Genomic DNA, 17,023 nt, shown 5'->3' with positions numbered 1-17,023 from the left:
GTCACCAGGTCAGTTGACGTCCAGCGGGGGCACGTCCCCGCGGGCGTCAGCTCGTCGAGCAGGGTCGAATCCGGGCGCCCCGGGTCAGGGGCTCCGGCAGCAGGTCCAGGCGCAGAGGTCCTGCGGACGCCTTCTCCTCGAGGCAGGCCACCGGGTCCTCGTCCAGGCGCGGGCTGTCGCGCATCGCGATGATGCCGAAGCCCTCATCGGCCAGGGTGGGGAGGGTCTGCGCGGTCCCGGGGACCAGGTCGATGCTCCCCGCCCTCGCGCGGGAGCAGAATCGTGGTGGACAGCACCACCGCCGGCAGGGGGTGAGCTGCTCCAGGTAGGCCTGGTTGTGGGCGCTGTACCTCGCACTCCGCCCCGGAAGACCGCGGGGTGCCCGGGGTGAAGGGGCAGCCGGGGGTGCGCAGGATGATCAGTCGGCCAGCCCTCGCGCTGGGCCAGCGGGGCCAGGGCGCCGGTGATCTGCGCGAGCCGGGAGTTCCCGACGCCCACGATCACCGGCGCCTCCTGCCCGGGGGCACGGCGCTCATCCGGCGAGCCGCTCGGCGGCCGGATCCGCCGGGGCGAGCTCCCCGCTGCAGGCCTCCTGCCGGTGCTCCCAGTCATGGCGCAGGGTGGCGGCGGTGGGCAGCGGGGGCCGCCTCCGGATTCGCGTCGGGGTGCGGCGTGAAGCCGGGGTCCAGGACCCGGGCGCCGGGGTTGTCGGCGACGGCCCGGCGCTCGGCGTCCTCGGCCGCTCGCTCGAGGACGAGCTTGCGCCCCGGCCTCGGGCCGACGCCAGCAGCAGCACCGGCACCACCAGCCCGCACCGGCGGGCAGCGGGCGTTCGCCCAGCTCCAGCGCCTGATAGGGGTGTCCACGAGGCGCGTGAGCAGCCAGGCGAGCACCATGCTGACGGCGATGATGCGGGCCCCGAGCAGGAGCCCCGCCGATTGCGCTCGTTGGCCACGGAGCGTGATGGTGAGGAACGGCCAGTGGATGAGGTAGAGCCCGTAGCTGACGTCGCCGAGGACGGAGAGGGGCCGGGGGCTCAGCAAGCGATCCGCGCCGAGCCTCGAGCCGCTGGTGCCGGCGAGGAACACCGGCGCGCCGCGGCCAGCGGCACGGCGGCGATCCAGCCGGGGAACAGCGCCCGAGCGTCCATCAGCAGGCCGCCGGCGACCAGCCCCGCGAGGGCCCCGCCCAGCCCGGCAGGACCCGCCCGGGACCAGGCCGCACGTGCGGCGGCGCCGGCCATGGGCGGCGCGGCGGCGCGCGGTCCGCCCACCAGCAGCGCCAGGCCAGCAGGAACCGGCCGCGAACTCCCAGATCCGGGCGGTGGTGTCGAAGTAGGCGATCTCCTGCTGGCTCGCGGTCGAGAGGACCGACCAGCCGAAGGACGCGAGCGCGACGACGGTGAAGACCACCACCAGCACTCGGCGGGGCGCCGCGTGGAGGCGCCCGGACGCCACCGCGCACAGCGCGAACAGCAGCGGTCACAGCAGGAACACCTGGCCCTGGATCGACAGCGACCAGAAGTGCTGCAGCGGGGGAGGTGGCGGTCGTCGCGGCGGCCTCGTAGTCGGTGTCGCGATGGATCAGCAACCAGTTCTCGACCTGCAGGATCGAGGCGGTCGCGTTGTTGAGCGCCGGCATCCAGGAGCTGGGCGGCAGGAACAGGCGCACCCCGGCGAGGGTGGCGAGGATGACCAGCACCGCGGGCGGCAGCAGTCGCTTGAAGGCACGCGCCCAGTACGCGATCGGCGCCACCGGCGCCCCGGCCTCGATCCGCCGCACGAAGCTGCCAGTGAGGAAGAAGGCGGAGAGGAACAGGAACACATCCACCCCGCCGGAGACCCGGTCGAAGAACACGTGATAGAGCACCACCAGGGCGATCGCCAGGCCGCGCAGGCCGTGCAGCTCGGGGCGGAAGCGCCCGGCGCCCGCGGGGCGACGGCGGGGGTCGACGGGGACGGGACGGGGCATCAGGGCGGCGGGGCCCTCAGCCGCGCAGGAACGCCGCGCAGGCCTGCTGCAGCAGCAGCGGGTCGGCGCTCGCGCACATCTCACGGGCGGAGTGCATGGACAGCAGGGCGATGCCGACGTCGATCGTGGTCATCCCCAGCCGGGTCGCGGTGATCGGACCGATGGTCGACCCGCAGGGCATGGCGTTGTGGGAGACGAAGTGCTGATGGGGCACCCCGGCGGCCTCGCAGGCGGCGACGAAGGCGGCCACCCCGACGCCGTCGGTCGCGTACCGCTGCTGCGCATTGATCTTCAGCATCGGTCCCGCGCCCAGGCGGGGCCGGGTCACCGGATCGTGCCGCTCGGGATAGTTGGGGTGGGCGGCGTGGCCCGCGTCGGCCGAGAGCACCATCGAGGAGGCGAACACGCGGCGGCGGGAGGACTCGTCGCCGCCGAGAGCGGCGTGCAGACGCACCAGCACGTCCTCGAGGAACGGCCCGGCGGCGCCCGAGCGGGAGGCCGAGCCGACCTCCTCATGGTCATTGGCGACCATCAGCGCGATCGGGGCGGGACCCGCGGCCGGAGCCCTCCGCGCGCCGCCGGCGACCGTGATCAGGGCCTCCACCTCGGCGTGCACCGAGGTGAGGTTGTCCAGCCGGCCCGAGGCCAGGAACTCCTCGTCGGCGCCGAACAGGGCGGGGGCCTGGGCGTCGACGGTCACCACGTCCAGCCCCACGATCTCCCGGCGGGCGACGCCCGCGTGGTGGGCGAGCACCTCCAGCACGTCGACCGGGGAGAAGCCGATGATCGGCTGCAGATGGCGCTGCGGATCCAGCTGCAGGCCGTCCTTGGTCACTGCCCGGTCCAGGTGCACGGCGAGCTGGGGGACGCGCAGGATGCCCGGGGTGTCCACCAGGACGGTGGCGCCGCCGGTCAGGGCGAGGCGACCGGCCAGGCGCAGCTCACGGTCCAGCCAGGAGTTCAGCAGCGGGCCGCCGTAGATCTCGACCCCCACCTGGGCGAGGCCCTCGGCGCCGAGCTGCGGGTTCGGCTTGAGCTTCAGGGCGGGGGAATCGGTGTGGGAGCCGACGATCCGAAAGGGGCTCGCGGTGTCCGCGCCCGCGGGGGCGGACCACGCGATCAGTGAGCCGTCGCGCACTACGAAATGGTCACCGGCAACATCATCTGCCTCCCACGGGTCGGTCTCGCGCAGCGCGGTGAACCCGGCATCCTCCAGGCGCCGCGCCGCCTCCCGGGCCGCATGGAAGCTCGACGGCGAGGCGGTGACGAACTCCCCGAGGTCGAGCGCGGCGGAGCGGGCACGAGGCGAGGGGGCGGTGACGGAGAACGGGTTCACCGGTTCATTGAACCATCGGTGCCGCGGCACGGCAGCATGCGCAGCAGCTTGGCGTCGCCCACCTGCAGCACCACCTCGGCGGCGCCGGTCTCGGAGATCTCGTTGAGCCCGGTGTAGGTGGCGCTGCGCCCATGGATCTCCTGCGGACCGAAGTCCAGGGCGTACTCGACGTCCAGCTGCTCGGCGGCGTCGCACACCTCCGGGTTGCTGCGCGCCTCGTCGAGCTCGGCGTTGAGCAGGTGCACCTCGGGCTCCGCCTGGAAGCCCATGTAGGTGTTGAGCACCTCCCGGTCCGAGATCGCGTACGCGAGCGAGCTGCCGTTCCAGGCGTTGGTCGCGATGACCGCGTCCTCGGGCACCACCTCGGGCAGCCGCTCGAGCAGCTCCCGCTCATCGTCCGAGAGCAGGTCCTCGGACTGCCATTCCGCCACCAGATTCTCGTTGACCTGAGTGCTGGGTGAGAACAGGCTGAGGGCGAGCACGGCGAGGGTCACGGCGACGGCGACGGCGGCCCCGCGCAGCATCGGCAGGGATCGCGCCGCCCGGCGCAGCAGCACCTCGGTGCCCACGGCCAGCACCGGGATCGCGGCGACCGCGATCATCGCGGTAACCCGGTAGTTGTCGCTGTACCAGGGGCCGGTCAGGAGGTACCGGAGGTCGCCCACCGGTGCGCTGCGGGTGATCACCGACATGGCCACCGCCGGCGCCCAGACGGCCAGCAGCCAGCGGGACCGGGTGCCGAGCAGCACCGCGGCCGCGCACCCCAGCATCACCAGTCCTAGCGGGAGCCAGGCGGGGGTGGCGTTGGGAGTCAGCGAGACAGCCTGCCCGAGCGCCTCCTGGACGGAGGCGTTCGGCTCCCACACCGCGGAGCCCTGCGACGGTCGCAGCCGGGTCCACACCGCCGCGGAGCCGGCCACGGCGACCACGCTCAAGGTGGCGAGCGGCCACAGTCGGGCCCACGCCCCGGGGACGCGTGCGAGCAGGTCGCGTCCCCGCAGCAGCGTCGCCCACACCAGGATCGGGAGTCCCAGCACCATGCCCACGAACACGCCCTGCGGGTGGGCCAGGGCCGCTGCGCCGCACGCGGCGGGCAGCAGCACCGCCAGCTGCCCGGGGCTCAGGCGCCGGGCGGCGGGGACCACCCCCGCGAGGTGCGCGATGGCGGTGATGACCAGCGGCATCAGCGCCATGGACAGGAAGTAGGGCAGCAGCAGCCCCCAGGACATCAGCGAGAGCGGGAACGCGGCGGTGACCCCGGCCAGGGCGCCGGCCACCATCCAGCCCAGGGGACCGCTCGAGGTGCAGGTGCGCACCAGGGTCACCAGGCCCACCGGCCACACCACCACGGCGACCAGCAGCATGAGCACGTTCGAGGCGAGGATGATCTCCTGCCCGGACAGCTGCACCACCAGGCTCACCGCCTGATGCCACAGCGAGGGGTAGTAGGACTCGTTGCCCGGCAGGGCGGTCATCCCCCCGACCACCCACGCCGAGCCGTCGCCATGGCGCAGGATGTGGCGGACCGCGTTGAGGTGGAAGACGTTGTCGTAGGTCTGGCTGATCGCGAGGATCGATCCCATCATGGACAGGGCGCGCGCCAGGATCACCCCGCCGCCGATGGCCAGGCCGGTGAGGATCGCCGCGGCACGCCCGCGCGGGGTCGCCAGGAACCGCTCGACGCGGGTGAGGTCCTCGTCCGGTGCGGGATCGCCTGCGTCGTCGGCGCGTCCAGCGGCCTCCGATCGGGTGCGGGAGCGGCTGCGGCGACCGCGCCCCACCGGCCACAGCACGGCGCCCAGCACCAGGGCGAGCACCAGCGGCGACAGGAACGTCCAGCGCACGGCGAGCAGATGGCCCAGCTCGGCGGCGATGGTGAGCAGCAGCAGGGAGAGCGGGACCACGGCCGCGACGCCCGTCAGCGGGCGCAGCCGCAGAGCCAGGACTGCCGGCAGGCCGGGACCCCCGAGGACGACGATTCCGGCGCCCAGCGCGGCGAGCACCCTTAGAGCATCCACGCGGGTGCACCTGCTTCCGGTCGGTCGGGCGCTGGGCGCTCCATGGTCGGGCACATGCTAGCCCCCGCGGAGGTTCCGCTCCGTCAGCCGCTGACCTGCGCGAGGCGGCGGGTCACCGTCGGGGTGAGTGACTCCTCGACGAACAGTCTGCTGAGATGGTTGTCGTCCATGTACACGTAGACGTCGCCGAGCACCGGTGCGCAGCGCCCCGCGGGGCACATCTGCGCGGTGAGGTCGAGCAGGACGACCTGCGAGCCCGGGCCGGTGAGGCCCGCGAGCGGCGCGGCCGGGTTGGCGGGGGCGAGCTTCTGCTCGACCTCGGCGCCGCAGGCGTCATCGGCGTCCTGTGGGGTGCCGCCGGCCTCGAGCGCGGCCTCGGCGCACTGGTACTGGTCCTGCTCCCAGCGCGGGGTGTCGCGGGCGGCGATCACGTCGATGCCCCGGTCCAGCAGCACCTGGACGGCTCCCTCGGTGCCCGCGGGCAGGGTCTCCGCGGCGGAGTCCGGCACGCTACGGGTGACCGTGGTCAGCACCGTGTCGGGCTGGACCGCATCAAGGTAGGACAGCACGTACTCGTCGTAGCCCGCGCAGTAGGGGTCGCGCTCGGTGCCGGCCAGGAAGCCGCAGCCGTCCATGGACAGGCTCACCACCTGCGCGCCGCGGGCCTCGGCGGTGGGCAGCAGGGCGGGGACGTACTGCCGGGAATGCGAGCTGCCCACCACCACGATGGTCTCCTCGGCGGCGGCGTCACCGGGCAGCAGCTGCTGGCAGGTGACATGGGGGAAGCCGGAGGCCGGCGCCCACCGTCCGCCGCAGCGCTCGGGCAGGGTCGGCCACTGGTCCCCGAGCTCCCAGCCGTAGGGGCGCACCGCCGCGGGAGCGACGGTCGCGATCTCGTCGGTCGCGAGCGCGGGACCCTCCGCGGTCGGCGGGGTGACCGACCCGCGCTGCAGCACGGTCCACCAGCCTCCGGCCGCGCCCGCCACCAGCGCGACGCTCGCCGCGATCGCGGCGAGCGCGCGCCACGGCTTCGCCTCGAGCCACTGCGCGCGCCGCACCGGGGCGTCGACCGCCCGGGTCACCAGCCAGGCCAGCAGCACCGAAGCGGTCAGCACCGCCAGACCGTCCAGCACCCCCGCGCGCTCCTGCCCGCTGCGGTGCAACCAGATCACCAGGATCGGCCAGTGGACCAGGTACAGGGCGTAGGAGATGTCGCCGATGAAGGCGGCGGGCCGGGTCGAGAGCAGGGCGTCCACGCCCCAGCGCCGACCCGAGTGCCCGGCGACCACCACGGCGCCCGCCGCCGCGAGCGGCCAGATCGCGATCCAGCCCGGGAACATCGAGGACACGTCCACCAAGATCCCGCAGGCCAGCAGCGCGAGGATGCCCAGCCAGCCGGTCAGGGCCCGTGCGGTGCGCAGACGCGGCGGCGTCTCGTCCTCGGGTCGGCGGGCGCCGGTGAGCCGGTCCAGCACCGGCAGCACCAGGGCGAGCAGGGAACCGGCGGCGAACTCCCACAGCCGGGCGGCGGTGTCGAAGTAGGCGATCTGCTGCTGGGACTGGGTGGAGATGACCGACCAGGTCAGGGACGCCGCAGCGATCAGCAGGACCAGCGCGACCAGGGGGCGTCGCACCGGCTTCCCGGCCCGGGCCCGCCGCGCGACCAGCAGGAACAGCAGCGGCCACACCACGAAGGCCTGCCCCTGGACGCTGAGCGACCAGAAGTGCTGCAGCGGGGAGGCGGCGCTTGCGTCCCGGGCGTGGTAATCGACCTGCAGCGCCACCAGCAGCGCGTTCTGCAGGTAGAGGGCCGAGGCGACGGCCTCCTGCATCACCGTCTGCCACATCGAGGCCGGCAGGAATGCAGCGGTCGCCGCCAGGGACAGCAGGATCGTCACCGCCGCGGGCGGCATCAGGCGCTTGAAGGTGTGCAGCCAGTACCGGGGAACCCCCAGCGGGCGCCCGCTCTCCAGGCGCCGCACGAAGGTGCCGGTGAGGAAGAAGGCCGAGAGGAACAGGAAGACGTCCACGCCTCCCGAGACCCGGCCGAGCCAGATGTGGTAGACCGCCACCAGTCCCAGCGCGAGGGCCCGCAGACCATGCAGCTCGCGGCGGAAGGCGGGCCGGGAGCGCTGCGGGTCCGGGGCGGTCGCGGCTCCCGAGGTGGCCGGGGGCGTCTCGGGAGCGCCGACGGGGGAGGCCTGCTCGCTGCGGGAGCGACGACGTTCGCCGTCCGGACGCCAGGTGCCGGAGACGGAGCCGGCGGTGGACCAGGCGTCCTCCGCCTCCCGTTCGGCGTGCTGCTCGACGGGGCCCTGCACCCAGTCGTCGAGGGACGAGCTCCGGGTGGGCAGCGCACCCGTGATCCAGGACGAGAGATCGGAGGCAGGGGGACGGGGGATCCGTTCCGGAAACTGCGCGGGGGCCGGTGCCGGCTCGGGCTCCTGGGTCCAGTCCGAGAGGTCTTCGGCGGCAACCGCGCCGGGCTGCTCCAAGGAGTACTCCGGCGCCGGGGCCGCTGCGTCCAGGGCGCCCTGCTCGGCCAGGGCGCGGGCGATCGCCCGCTGCCGGGCCAGCTCCTCCTCGCCGAGGGGGCGCGCGCGGCGGCCTGCTCCTCGCTGGCGCGGCGGATCGCTGGGCGAGCTGATCGTGATCCCCTTCCACGCTGCCGACGTCCGTGGTGCGCCGTGAGGGCTGTGCTCCCGGTCGCGGCGCTGCGTGGATACTAGTTGATCGCCTCCGGCCGGCCGGTGCGGGCGGTGCCCCCCGGGAGCGGGCGCGGGCTCGCCGCGTGGGACCATGGGCCGGTGACCGCTCAGAGTGCTGACCCCGCCGGCCCTGCTCACCCTGCCGCCCCGCCCTCCCCCTCGGACGTCGGGTTCGAGATCGTCGCCCGGCAGGGCCGCCGTGCCCGCGCCGGGATCCTCACCACCCCCCACGGGGTGATCGAGACGCCGGCCTTCGTGCCGGTGGGCACCAAGGCCACCGTGAAGTCGGTGCTGCCGGAGTCGATGAGCGAGCTGGGGGCGCAGGCGCTGCTGGCCAATGCCTACCACCTGTACCTCCAGCCCGGCCACGAGCTGGTCGACGAGGCCGGCGGACTGGGGGCCTTCATGAACTGGCCCGGCCCCACCTTCACCGACTCCGGCGGGTTCCAGGTGATGAGCCTCGGCGCGGGATTCAAGAAGGTGCTCTCGAGCGAGTTCTCCGGCGGGGAGAAGGCCCGCACCGCCTCCGGGGAGGACGACGACGTCGCCGCGGGCAAGGAGCGCCTCGCGCACGTCGACGACGACGGCGTCAGCTTCCGCTCCTTCCTCAACGGCGACGTGCACCGGTTCACCCCCGAGGTCTCGATGCAGATCCAGCACGGGCTCGGGGCCGACATCATGTTCGCCTTCGACGAGCTGACCACGCTGATGAACTCCCGCGCCTACCAGGAGCAGGCGCTCGAGCGCACCCGGCGGTGGGCGCTGCGCTGCCTGGCCGAGCACGCCCGCCTCACCGCGGAGCGCACCCATCGGCCCTACCAGCAGCTGTGGGGCGTGATCCAGGGCGCCCAGTACGAGGACCTGCGCCGCACGGCGGCCCGGGACCTGGGGGCGATGGAGGTCGACGGCTGGTCCTTCGACGGCTTCGGCATCGGGGGCGCGCTCGAGAAGGAGAACCTCGGCACCATCGTCGGCTGGGTCTGCGAGGAGCTCCCGGAGGCCAAGCCCCGCCACCTGCTCGGCATCAGCGAGGTCGACGACCTGTTCGTCGCGATCGCCGCCGGCGCCGACACCTTCGACTGCGTCTCGCCGTCGCGGGTGGCGCGCAACAGCGCCGTCTACACCGCGGGCGGGCGGGTGAACCTCACCGGCTCCCGCTACCGCCGCCAGTTCGCGCCCATCGACGAGACCTGCGACTGCTACACCTGCACCCACTACACCGCGGCCTACGTCCACCACCTGTTCAAGGCCAAGGAGATGCTCTCCTCGACGCTGTGCACGATCCACAACGAGCGCTTCGTGGTGCGCCTGGTGGACCGGATCCGCGCCGCGCTGCACAGCGGCGACTTCGACGCCCTGCGGGAGGAGACGACCGGCGCCTACTACGGCTCCCCGCGGTGAGCCGGCGATGAGCACGGCGGAGCCCGCGCAGACCCCGGAGCCGGGGCAGGCCCCCGAGCCGGCGGCGGGTCCCGAGCCGGTCACCGCGCTCGCCGCGGCCGTGGCGCTGCTCGCCCTCGCGGGCATCGGCGCCCTGCTGGCGGACCATCTCCTGAGCGGCGCCCTGCGCCTGGCAGCGGGAGCGCTGGCCGGGGCGGGACTGGGCGCGGCGGCGCTCGCCGTGACCGGAGCCCGGGGCCGACCGCGCCGGTCCCTGGCCGCCGCGGTCGCCGGGGCGGCGGCCCTCGCGCTCACCGTCCCCGCCGTGCTCGCCACCCGCCCGCCCGCGCTCGCGGACCTCGCCGCGGTGCGGATCGCCGCCCTCGCGGAGGGCGACCGCGTCCACTCCCTGCCCGACCCCGCGGCGCCGGTGCTGGTGCGCCGGGCCGCGGGCGATGCCGAGCTGCTGGACGCCACCGGGGTGCGCCGGCTCGATGCGGCCCCCGCGGACTTGGTGGCCCTCTCCGCCGACGGCGCCCGTCTGGTCCACGTCCGCGACGGCGCCACGACGGTGCTGCCCGCGGACTCCGCCGGCGCCCCGCCCCCGCCGGGGCCGACCCGGCCGTGACGCTCGACGGCGTCCCGGTGGCCCTGGACGGCCACCGCATCGTGCTGCGCCGCTGCGCCGGAGAGCTCTGCGAGCTCAGCGGCGTCGACCTCACCGCGCCGGACCGGGCGCTGTGGACCCTCGGCGACACCGCCGCGGCCCGCGGCATCGACCCGGCCGGGATCGAGGTGCCCGCCCGCCCCGACCGGCCGCCCGGCCCGCTCGACGCCGCCCGCGCTACCGGGGTGCTGCCGGCCGTGCCGCTGCGCTTCGACCCCGCCCAGGGCTGGATCCAGCTCGATGCCGCGACCGGATTCCCCGTCGGCCGGATCCTCGCCGCCCCCGAGGACCCGTGCCGCATCACGGTCACCGGCGAGCCCCCGCGCGCCCTGGACCCGCTGCAGCCGGTGCCCCTCGTGCTGACCGTGTGCTCCGCGCCCGACGGCGCCCTGCGGGCGGCCGCCTTCCGCGCCGGCGAGCGGCTCTGGCAGTCGCAGGCCTCGCCGGGCGGGGACTGGTCGGTGCGCCTGGACCAGGGCCGGGTCCTCGCCACCGGCACCGAGGCGGGCACGGCGACGGTCGGCGAGATCGTCGCCTCCGAGCACCGCGCGGCGTGGACCGCCCCCGGCGCCGACCAGGGGGCGTGGGCGTCGACCTTCACCGCCCGGCTGGGCATCGACGGCGCCCGGATGATCGTGACCAACCAGGCCGGGCAGCTGGTCGCCTACGACACCGCCGACGGCGCCGACGCCTGGACCCTGCCGCTGCCCACGGACGCGGGCGTGCGGGGGAGCCTGGCGGCGGGCACCGCGGTGGTGCTGGACCCGGCGGCCCGTCAGCGACCGCTCGCACCCCGCGGGGCGCAGCGCCTGCGGGTCATCGACGCGGACCGCGGCGCGGTGGTCGTGGAGACCGTCCTGGCCGACCAGGTCGACGCCGTGCACCCCGTCGGCGGCGGCCGCGCACTGGTTACCGCCGACGGGCACAGCCTGCTGCTGGGCCCGTGACGCACCGCGCCCCGGCCCTCGAGGAAGGACCGGGGCGCGGTGCGCGGAGGACGAGGTCAGGCCGACAGGCGCTTCGTCGCGGTGCTGTGCACGAGGTACGCACCGAAGGCCATCACGGCGACCATCACCAGCTGCCGGATCGCTTCGATCACGGAGTTGATGCGGTAGCCGTCGACGGAGATCGCACCGGAGCCGTCGATCATCCCGAGCGCGGCCAGGATGATCGCGACCACGAAGGCCATGATCCAGAACAGGACCACCGAGGCCACGACGGCGACGGCGACCACGATGCCGCCGGTGCGCGCCCGGCCCCGTCCCATCACGGCGGCGGCGATGCCCAGGCCCAGCACCGCGAGGCTGACCACCAGGTTCGTCAGGGCCAGCACGATGGTCGCGAGCGAGCTGCCGAGGGCGACGGCGCCGGGCCCGGACTCGAGCGGATCCGCGGCCATGTCGGGGGCCATCAGGAACGAGGCCAGGCTCATGCCGAGCCGGACCAGCAGCAGCACGGCCACGCCGATCAGCAGCAGCTGACCGATCAGCTTCACCCGCCGCCAGTTCACGCCGTCACCGGGGACGAACTGCGGTGCTCCGCTCGCACCCGGGTAGCCGGAGCCCTGGGCGGCGCCGCCCGGTGCCGGAGTCGGCGAGGCCTGTCCCCACTGCGGCTGCGGAGCCGGCGAGGCCTGCCCCGGGGCGCCCCACTGCGGCTGCGGCGCGGACGGCGGGTTCTGCCCGTCCTGCCCCCACCCGCTCTGCTGCCCCTGCTGTCCCTGATCCGGTCCGTACCCCTGAGTCATGCTTCTCCCTCTGCGCTGCGTCGTCGTGACGTCACGCTGACGCCCCTCCCAGCGTATCGGCACCGGCATCACCGCCGGCGAAGGGGCGTCGGCGCGGTCAGGCGCGGGGGGCGAGACGGAAGCGGAAGCTCTGCTCGCGGGCGCCTAGCACGTACTGCGGCAGGGGCGCCGGGCCGCAGGCCGCCGAGCCCACGCCCTGCAGCGCCGCCGAGAGCGTGACCCAGGTGCGTCCGTCGGGGCGCAGCGCCCCGTCGTGCGCGCGTCGATCGAGCTCGGCCGTGGACCAGGGGCGCACCGCGAGCCCCAGACCCTCGGGGGCCCGCAGCTCCAGGGCGGGAGCGCTCGGCCCGCTCAGCACCGCCCGCACCACCCCGGCGCGGTTGCCGTTCTCCTGCGGGAAGACGTACGGCACCTGCAGCTCGGCGAGCGCGGCGGTGCGACGGGCGAAGGTGGTGCCGCCCCCGGTGTCCGGATAGGACTCGTGCGGGCCGAAGCCCTCGTACTCGACCCGGTCCGGCGCGGAGGGCAGGGCGAAGGTCCAGCCGATCCGGGGCAGCGGCAGGTCGGTGGGCCAGAAGTCGACCGGGGTCACGGTCACCTCCACCTCGACGCCGTCGCCGTCGCCGCGCCAGCGCTCGAGCACATCGGCGCCGAGCGCCGAGCCGTCCAGACCGATCCGCGAGCGCACCACCAGCGCCTCGCCCTCGGTCCGCAGCTCCTGCAGCCGGCGCCGCGCGACGTCGAGCCCGATCCGCCTCCACCGCGCCTCGAGCGGGTAGCGGGTGCGGGCGCGCTCGTTGTCGACCGGGGCGCGGTACAGGTCCACGCCCGCGCTCTCGACCTCCAGCTCGCCGAGGCCCACCAGGCGGCCCAGGTCGTCGAAGCGGGCCGGGCCCAGCGTCCAGCCGCCGTCGGCCGCGGGGCGCGGGGAGGCGGGGGCCGTCCCCGTCACCTCCACCGCGGCGCGCAGGCGGTCCGCATCGACGTGGGAGGCGGCGACGACCTCGTGGCCGGCGGGCACCGGGCCCTGGGCCTGCCGGGTCAGCAGGCGCACGGTGACGGCGGCGTGGTCGCCGCCCGGCAGGGCGAGCTCGGTGCTCCGGCCCGGTGCCAGCGGCGGCAGCTCGAGCTCCTGCCAGCTCGCCTGGGCGTCCAGCGACACCTCCGCCCGCAGGTGGCCGAGGTCGCTGAAGGCGTAGCGGTTGGTCAGCCGGGCGGAGCCCGCCGAGACGACGAGGCCGACGGGGGAGTAGTGGTGCTTGGCGTCCAGCAGCGCCGGTGAGGGCGTGCGATCGGGCAGCACCAGCCCGTCGGCCACGAAGTTCCCGTCGTGGAGGCGCTCGCCGAAGTCGCCGCCGTAGCCGTAGATCCGGTTGCCCTCGGCGTCGGTGGTCTCCAGGCCGTGGTCGATCCACTCCCAAATGAAGCCGCCGTGCAGGGCGGGGTAGCGCTCGGTGAGCTCCATGTACTCCTTCAGGGAGCCGGCGCCGTTGCCCATCGCGTGGGCGTACTCGATCCACAGGAACGGCTTGGACAGCGCCGGCGGGTTCGCGAAGGCGCCGTCCGGCACCTCGAGCGCGAAGCTGCGCAGCATCGCCGTGAGCTTGTCCTGGTACTCGGGGCTCAGCGCGCGTCGGCCGATCTGCTCGCTCTCCTCGATCGAGGAGTACATCAGCGAGAACACGTCCACGTAGGAGGCGGAGTAGTCCTGCTCGTAGATCACCGGGCGGGTGGGGTCGGTCTCGCGCACCTGCGCGACCATCGCCTCGGTGACCGGACCGCTGGCGGCCTCGTTCCCGATCGACCACATCACGATCGAGGGGTGGTGGCGGTCCCGCCGCACGAAGCGGTCGGTGCGCTCGATCAGCGACTGCTCGAACAGCGGGTTCTGCGCGGGCCCCTCGGCGGCCCCGGTGCCGTCCTCGCCCCAGGTGGAGTCGGCGTGGAAGCCGTGGGTCTCGAAGTCGCCCTCGCAGATCACGTACAGCCCGGCCTCGTCGCACAGGTCGAGGAACCGCTGATGGGGCGGGTAGTGGGAGGTGCGCACGGCGTTGAGGTTGTGCTGCTTCATGAGCGCGACGTCGAGGTCCTGGTTCCCCAGGTGCTGGGTGCGCCCGACCACGGGGTCCGCCTCGTGGCGGTTCACGCCGCGGAAGACGATCCGCTCCCCGTTGATGCGGAAGATCTCCCCGTCGACCTCGACGCGGCGGAAGCCCAGCCGCAGCGAGACGGTCTCGGCGCCGGTGGAGACGGTCGCGTCGTACAGCTGCGGGTCCTCCGCGGACCACGGCCGCACCGTGCCCACCTCGAGCACGGAGCCGTCGGCGCTCGCCGAGAGGCCCAGCGCGGGCACCTCGAGCCTCGCCGCGACCGGGGCGCCGTCCCTGTCGTAGGCGCTCACCTGCAGCGTGCCGCGGCCGCTGGCCGGATCGAAGTCGGTGACGCTGACCAGGTCGTGGAGGCCGCCGACGGGCCGCAGCAGCAGGTCCACGCTGCGGAAGATCCCCGAGGCCCACCACATGTCCTGGTCCTCGACGTAGGTGTTGACCGACCACTGCACCACCCGCACGTCCAGGCGGTGCTCGCCGGGGGCGGAGAGGGCCTCGGTGACGTCGAACTCCTGGGTCAGCCGGGAGCCGGCGGTCACCCCGATCTCCGCGCCGTCGATCCAGATCTTCGCCGCGGAGTCGACGCCCTGGAAGCGCAGCAGCAGCCGCGCCCCGGAGGCCAGGTCCTGCGCCCACTCCTCGGGGACCGCGAGCGGGCGGGAGTAGTGCCCGGTGGGGTTCTCGTCCGGGACGTGGGGGACGTCGCGCGGGATCGGGTAGATGACGTTCGTGTACTGCGGGGCGCCATGGCCCTGGAACTGCCACAGGCCCGGCACCTCGATCCGCCCGACCTCACCGAGGTCGGAGCCGTCGGCGCGGGTGCCGTAGCGGAAGTCCCAGCTGCCGTCGAGGGACAGTTCGGGGGCGTCGGTGCGCAGATGGGCGCGGCCGCGCAGCCGGTTCTTCCCGGCGGGCAGCGCCTCCCACCAGCGGTCGGACGGATCGGTGGGGGGCAGGGCGGTGGTCATCCGGCAGATCTCCTCGGCGAGTTCGTGAACGTTCCCGGTGCCAGGCTACCCGGCCCGCGGGACGGCGGTGGATGCGCACCGCCGGGGCGCGGAGCCGCCGGCGGGGGCACCCCGCAGGGCTAGACTCCCTCCCCGTGACCCTGAGCGAGCCGAACCGGTGGACCGACCGCCGCAGCGACGCCGTGTCCGCGCGCAAGGAGGCCTACGAGCAGCTGCGCCGGGCCAGCACCTGGCGCCTGCTGGCGGCCACCAAGGCGCCCGCCGTGCTCGCGATCCTGCAGGCCACGTTCCCGGCCGGGGACCGTCGGCTGCCCCGCAGCGAGCTGGTGGCCCGTGTGGGCGCCCACCTCTCGCTGCTGCACGACGACGAACCGGTCGCGGCGGAGGAGACGGGCGGGCCGGACGAGGCCCGCGGGGGTCGCACCGCCGCCGAGTACGTCGACGCCTGGGTGCGCGAGGGGTACCTGACCCGCCGCGACGACACGCAGCGCACCGAGACCACCTTCGAGCCCTCGCCGGCGACGATCGACGCGGTCGAGTTCATCGCCTCCCTCGAGGAGCACCGGCCCACCACCACCGAGTCCCGCCTGCAGCTGGTGGTCCAGCAGTTCGAGCACCTCGCGCAGGAGACCGAGACCGACCGCGACGCGCGCCTGGCCGATCTGCAGCGCCGCCGGGAGCGCATCGAGGCCGAGATCCGGGAGCTCTCGCAGGGCGAGCCGGTGGTCCCCAGCGCCGAGGCCTCCACCGACCGGCTGCGGGACATCCTGCAGATCGCCGCGGAGCTGTCCGGCGACTTCCTCCAGTACCGCGAGGACCTGCGCGCCGTCGACCTGCACCTGCGCGAGCAGATCCTCTCCCCCGGAGACCTCGCGCGGGGAGATCCTCGAGCAGCTGCTGGCCGGGGACGACCTGCTGGGCCAGTCGAGTGTCGGCCGCACCTTCACCGCCTTCTTCCGGATGCTCAACGACCCGGCCCAGACCCGCACCGCGCAGGAGCTGGTGGACCGGCTGCTGGAGCGGGACTTCGCCCGGAGCCTGGACCGTGACGAGCGCGAGCGGCTGGCCAATGTGTTCAGCGACCTCTACGAGCCCGCCCAGGAGGTGCTGGACGTCAAGACCGAGCTGTACCGCTCGCTGGCCCGCTTCGTGCGCTCGCAGGACTTCCGGCAGCACCGGGTGCTGCTCGAGGCGCTGCAGGAGGCGCAGGGTCTCGCACTCGCCCAGAAGGACGAGGTCCCCACCCGCGCGCCGTTCCCGCTCGAGCTGGACCTGTCCCGGGTGCTGATCTCCTCCGTGTCCCAGCACCGGCTGAAGGATCCCACCGATCCCGGCGCCCCGGCCGAGGCCGAGGTGCATGACGCCACCGCCCTGGGCATCGAGGTGCTCGAGGACCTGGTGCGCACCCATGACATCGACATCGTGGGCCTGACCGGGAGCGTCAACCAGGTGCGCGGCCGCTCGGGACAGGCCTCGATCGGCGACGTGCTGCGCGAGCGGCCGGCCGATCAGGGCCTGGCCAGCGTGATCGGACTGATGTTCCTGGCCACCAACCACGCCCGGGCCCGCGAGGGCTCCACCGAGATCGTCAGCTGGCGGGAGCTGGACGGCAGGGACTACGCCGCCCGGATCCCCGCCTTCTACTTCCTGGAGGACGTGCCGGTCGACTGATCCCGGGTGACGTCCGGCGCCGGGCCCAGATCCGCGCAGGCGCGCTCGGCCTCCGCGGCGAGGGCGTCGAGGTCCGCGCCGAACTGCGCCATCCGACAGCCCCGACCGGTGGGCTTCAGGGTGATCCCCTCGGCGTCCCAGTGGGGCAGCGCCCGGGCCAGCAGGGGGTGGTCACCGGCGGCGTTCGTGACCCGCCACCAGGGCACGCCCGCGCCCCAGGTGCGCAGGATGCGGCCGACCAGGCGGGGGCCGACGCCGACGATCGCCCCGATCTCGCCGTAGGCCGCCACGCGTCCCGGCGGGATCGCCTCGACCACGCGCAGCACCCGCTCGACGGTCACGTCGTCCATGCGGGCACGGGGGCGGTCGGCGGCCATGGGCGCCAGTCTGGCACGGGCCGGCCCGACGCACCGCGGCCCGGGACCCTCGTCGGGTCCCGGGCCGCGGGG

The 17,023-nt window shown here is 74.5% G+C and carries 13 protein-coding genes and 1 pseudogene; 5 read left to right on the top strand and 9 right to left on the bottom strand.

Annotated features, from left to right (window positions below):
- Positions 1-46: 46 nt before the first annotated feature.
- The 6 genes from ACOJUI_RS14280 to ACOJUI_RS14255 all read right to left on the bottom strand — a co-directional run bounded on the left by ACOJUI_RS14280 (position 47) and on the right by ACOJUI_RS14255 (position 7,820).
- Positions 47-184 carry a hypothetical protein gene (locus tag ACOJUI_RS14280; protein WP_422115603.1) on the bottom strand — a complete coding sequence of 46 codons (138 nt, stop codon included), beginning with the start codon at positions 182-184 and terminating at the stop codon, positions 47-49.
- A gap of 424 nt (positions 185-608) precedes the next feature.
- Entirely contained in the window at positions 609-1,088 is a 480-nt protein-coding gene (locus ACOJUI_RS14275) for an acyltransferase family protein (RefSeq protein ID WP_422115602.1), read from the bottom strand.
- A gap of 61 nt (positions 1,089-1,149) precedes the next feature.
- A complete protein-coding gene (locus tag ACOJUI_RS14270) occupies positions 1,150-1,971 on the bottom strand; it encodes an acyltransferase family protein (protein WP_422115601.1) in 822 nt (273 codons plus the stop codon).
- A 16-nt stretch (positions 1,972-1,987) separates the two neighbouring features.
- Positions 1,988-3,307, bottom strand: a complete 1,320-nt coding sequence (locus ACOJUI_RS14265; RefSeq protein WP_422115600.1) for a M18 family aminopeptidase — start codon at positions 3,305-3,307, stop codon at positions 1,988-1,990.
- A complete protein-coding gene (locus ACOJUI_RS14260; protein WP_422115599.1) occupies positions 3,304-5,325 on the bottom strand; it encodes a DUF6541 family protein in 2,022 nt (673 codons plus the stop codon). Before ACOJUI_RS14260 ends, ACOJUI_RS14265 begins: the two co-directional genes overlap by 4 nt.
- Positions 5,326-5,408: 83 nt before the next feature.
- Complete coding sequence (locus tag ACOJUI_RS14255; RefSeq protein ID WP_422115598.1) at positions 5,409-7,820, bottom strand: acyltransferase family protein; 2,412 nt, start codon at positions 7,818-7,820, stop codon at positions 5,409-5,411.
- 312 nt (positions 7,821-8,132) lie between these two features.
- On the opposite strand from ACOJUI_RS14255, the gene tgt reads away from it, so the two are divergent.
- The 3 genes from tgt to ACOJUI_RS14240 are packed head-to-tail and all read left to right on the top strand — an operon-like array spanning position 8,133 to position 11,027.
- Positions 8,133-9,434: a tRNA guanosine(34) transglycosylase Tgt gene (gene tgt / locus ACOJUI_RS14250; RefSeq protein WP_422115597.1), complete on the top strand. Its 1,302-nt coding sequence runs from the start codon at positions 8,133-8,135 to the stop codon at positions 9,432-9,434.
- A 7-nt stretch (positions 9,435-9,441) separates the two neighbouring features.
- The gene (locus ACOJUI_RS14245; protein WP_422115596.1) at positions 9,442-10,041 is read left to right on the top strand and encodes a hypothetical protein; all 600 of its coding nucleotides are present in this window, start codon (positions 9,442-9,444) and stop codon (positions 10,039-10,041) included.
- Positions 10,038-11,027: a PQQ-binding-like beta-propeller repeat protein gene (locus ACOJUI_RS14240; RefSeq protein WP_422115595.1), complete on the top strand. Its 990-nt coding sequence runs from the start codon at positions 10,038-10,040 to the stop codon at positions 11,025-11,027. The genes ACOJUI_RS14245 and ACOJUI_RS14240 overlap by 4 nt, the downstream gene beginning before the upstream one ends.
- Before the next feature lie 56 nt (positions 11,028-11,083).
- Here the strand turns inward: ACOJUI_RS14240 and ACOJUI_RS14235 are convergent, their stop codons facing one another.
- Both ACOJUI_RS14235 and ACOJUI_RS14230 read right to left on the bottom strand, forming a co-directional pair.
- Positions 11,084-11,827: a hypothetical protein gene (locus tag ACOJUI_RS14235; RefSeq protein ID WP_422115594.1), complete on the bottom strand. Its 744-nt coding sequence runs from the start codon at positions 11,825-11,827 to the stop codon at positions 11,084-11,086.
- Between the two features lie 97 nt (positions 11,828-11,924).
- Positions 11,925-14,903, bottom strand: a complete 2,979-nt coding sequence (locus ACOJUI_RS14230; protein WP_422115593.1) for a glycoside hydrolase family 2 TIM barrel-domain containing protein — start codon at positions 14,901-14,903, stop codon at positions 11,925-11,927.
- Between the two features lie 71 nt (positions 14,904-14,974).
- Between ACOJUI_RS14230 and ACOJUI_RS14225 the strand changes: the two are divergent.
- Positions 14,975-15,706 (top strand): annotated as a pseudogene (locus ACOJUI_RS14225) (DUF3375 family protein); the annotation flags it as partial.
- A gap of 79 nt (positions 15,707-15,785) precedes the next feature.
- Positions 15,786-16,574: a DUF3375 family protein gene (locus ACOJUI_RS14220; RefSeq protein ID WP_422117675.1), complete on the top strand. Its 789-nt coding sequence runs from the start codon at positions 15,786-15,788 to the stop codon at positions 16,572-16,574.
- Here the strand turns inward: ACOJUI_RS14220 and ACOJUI_RS14215 are convergent.
- Positions 16,544-16,951, bottom strand: coding sequence for an MGMT family protein (locus ACOJUI_RS14215; protein ID WP_422115592.1), 408 nt, complete (start codon positions 16,949-16,951; stop codon positions 16,544-16,546). The genes ACOJUI_RS14220 and ACOJUI_RS14215 overlap by 31 nt on opposite strands.
- Positions 16,952-17,023: the final 72 nt, after the last annotated feature.

Origin of the sequence: Brachybacterium sp. UNK5269, from assembly GCF_049266655.1 — a bacterium.
GTDB lineage: Bacteria > Actinomycetota > Actinomycetes > Actinomycetales > Dermabacteraceae > Brachybacterium.
The sequence above is the reverse complement of the archived record's forward strand: the minus strand, read 5'-3'. Positions and strand labels throughout refer to the sequence as shown.

Excerpts from the sequence above, each read along its gene's own strand:
- ACOJUI_RS14280 (WP_422115603.1), bottom strand. The coding sequence starts at position 184 with ATGCGCGACAGCCCGCGCCTGGACGAGGACCCGGTGGCCTGCCTCGAG.
- ACOJUI_RS14270 (WP_422115601.1), bottom strand. The coding sequence starts at position 1,971 with ATGCCCCGTCCCGTCCCCGTCGACCCCCGCCGTCGCCCCGCGGGCGCC.
- ACOJUI_RS14245 (WP_422115596.1), top strand. The coding sequence starts at position 9,442 with ATGAGCACGGCGGAGCCCGCGCAGACCCCGGAGCCGGGGCAGGCCCCC.
- ACOJUI_RS14235 (WP_422115594.1), bottom strand. The coding sequence starts at position 11,827 with ATGACTCAGGGGTACGGACCGGATCAGGGACAGCAGGGGCAGCAGAGC.
- ACOJUI_RS14230 (WP_422115593.1), bottom strand. The coding sequence starts at position 14,903 with ATGACCACCGCCCTGCCCCCCACCGATCCGTCCGACCGCTGGTGGGAG.
- ACOJUI_RS14215 (WP_422115592.1), bottom strand. The coding sequence starts at position 16,951 with ATGGCCGCCGACCGCCCCCGTGCCCGCATGGACGACGTGACCGTCGAG.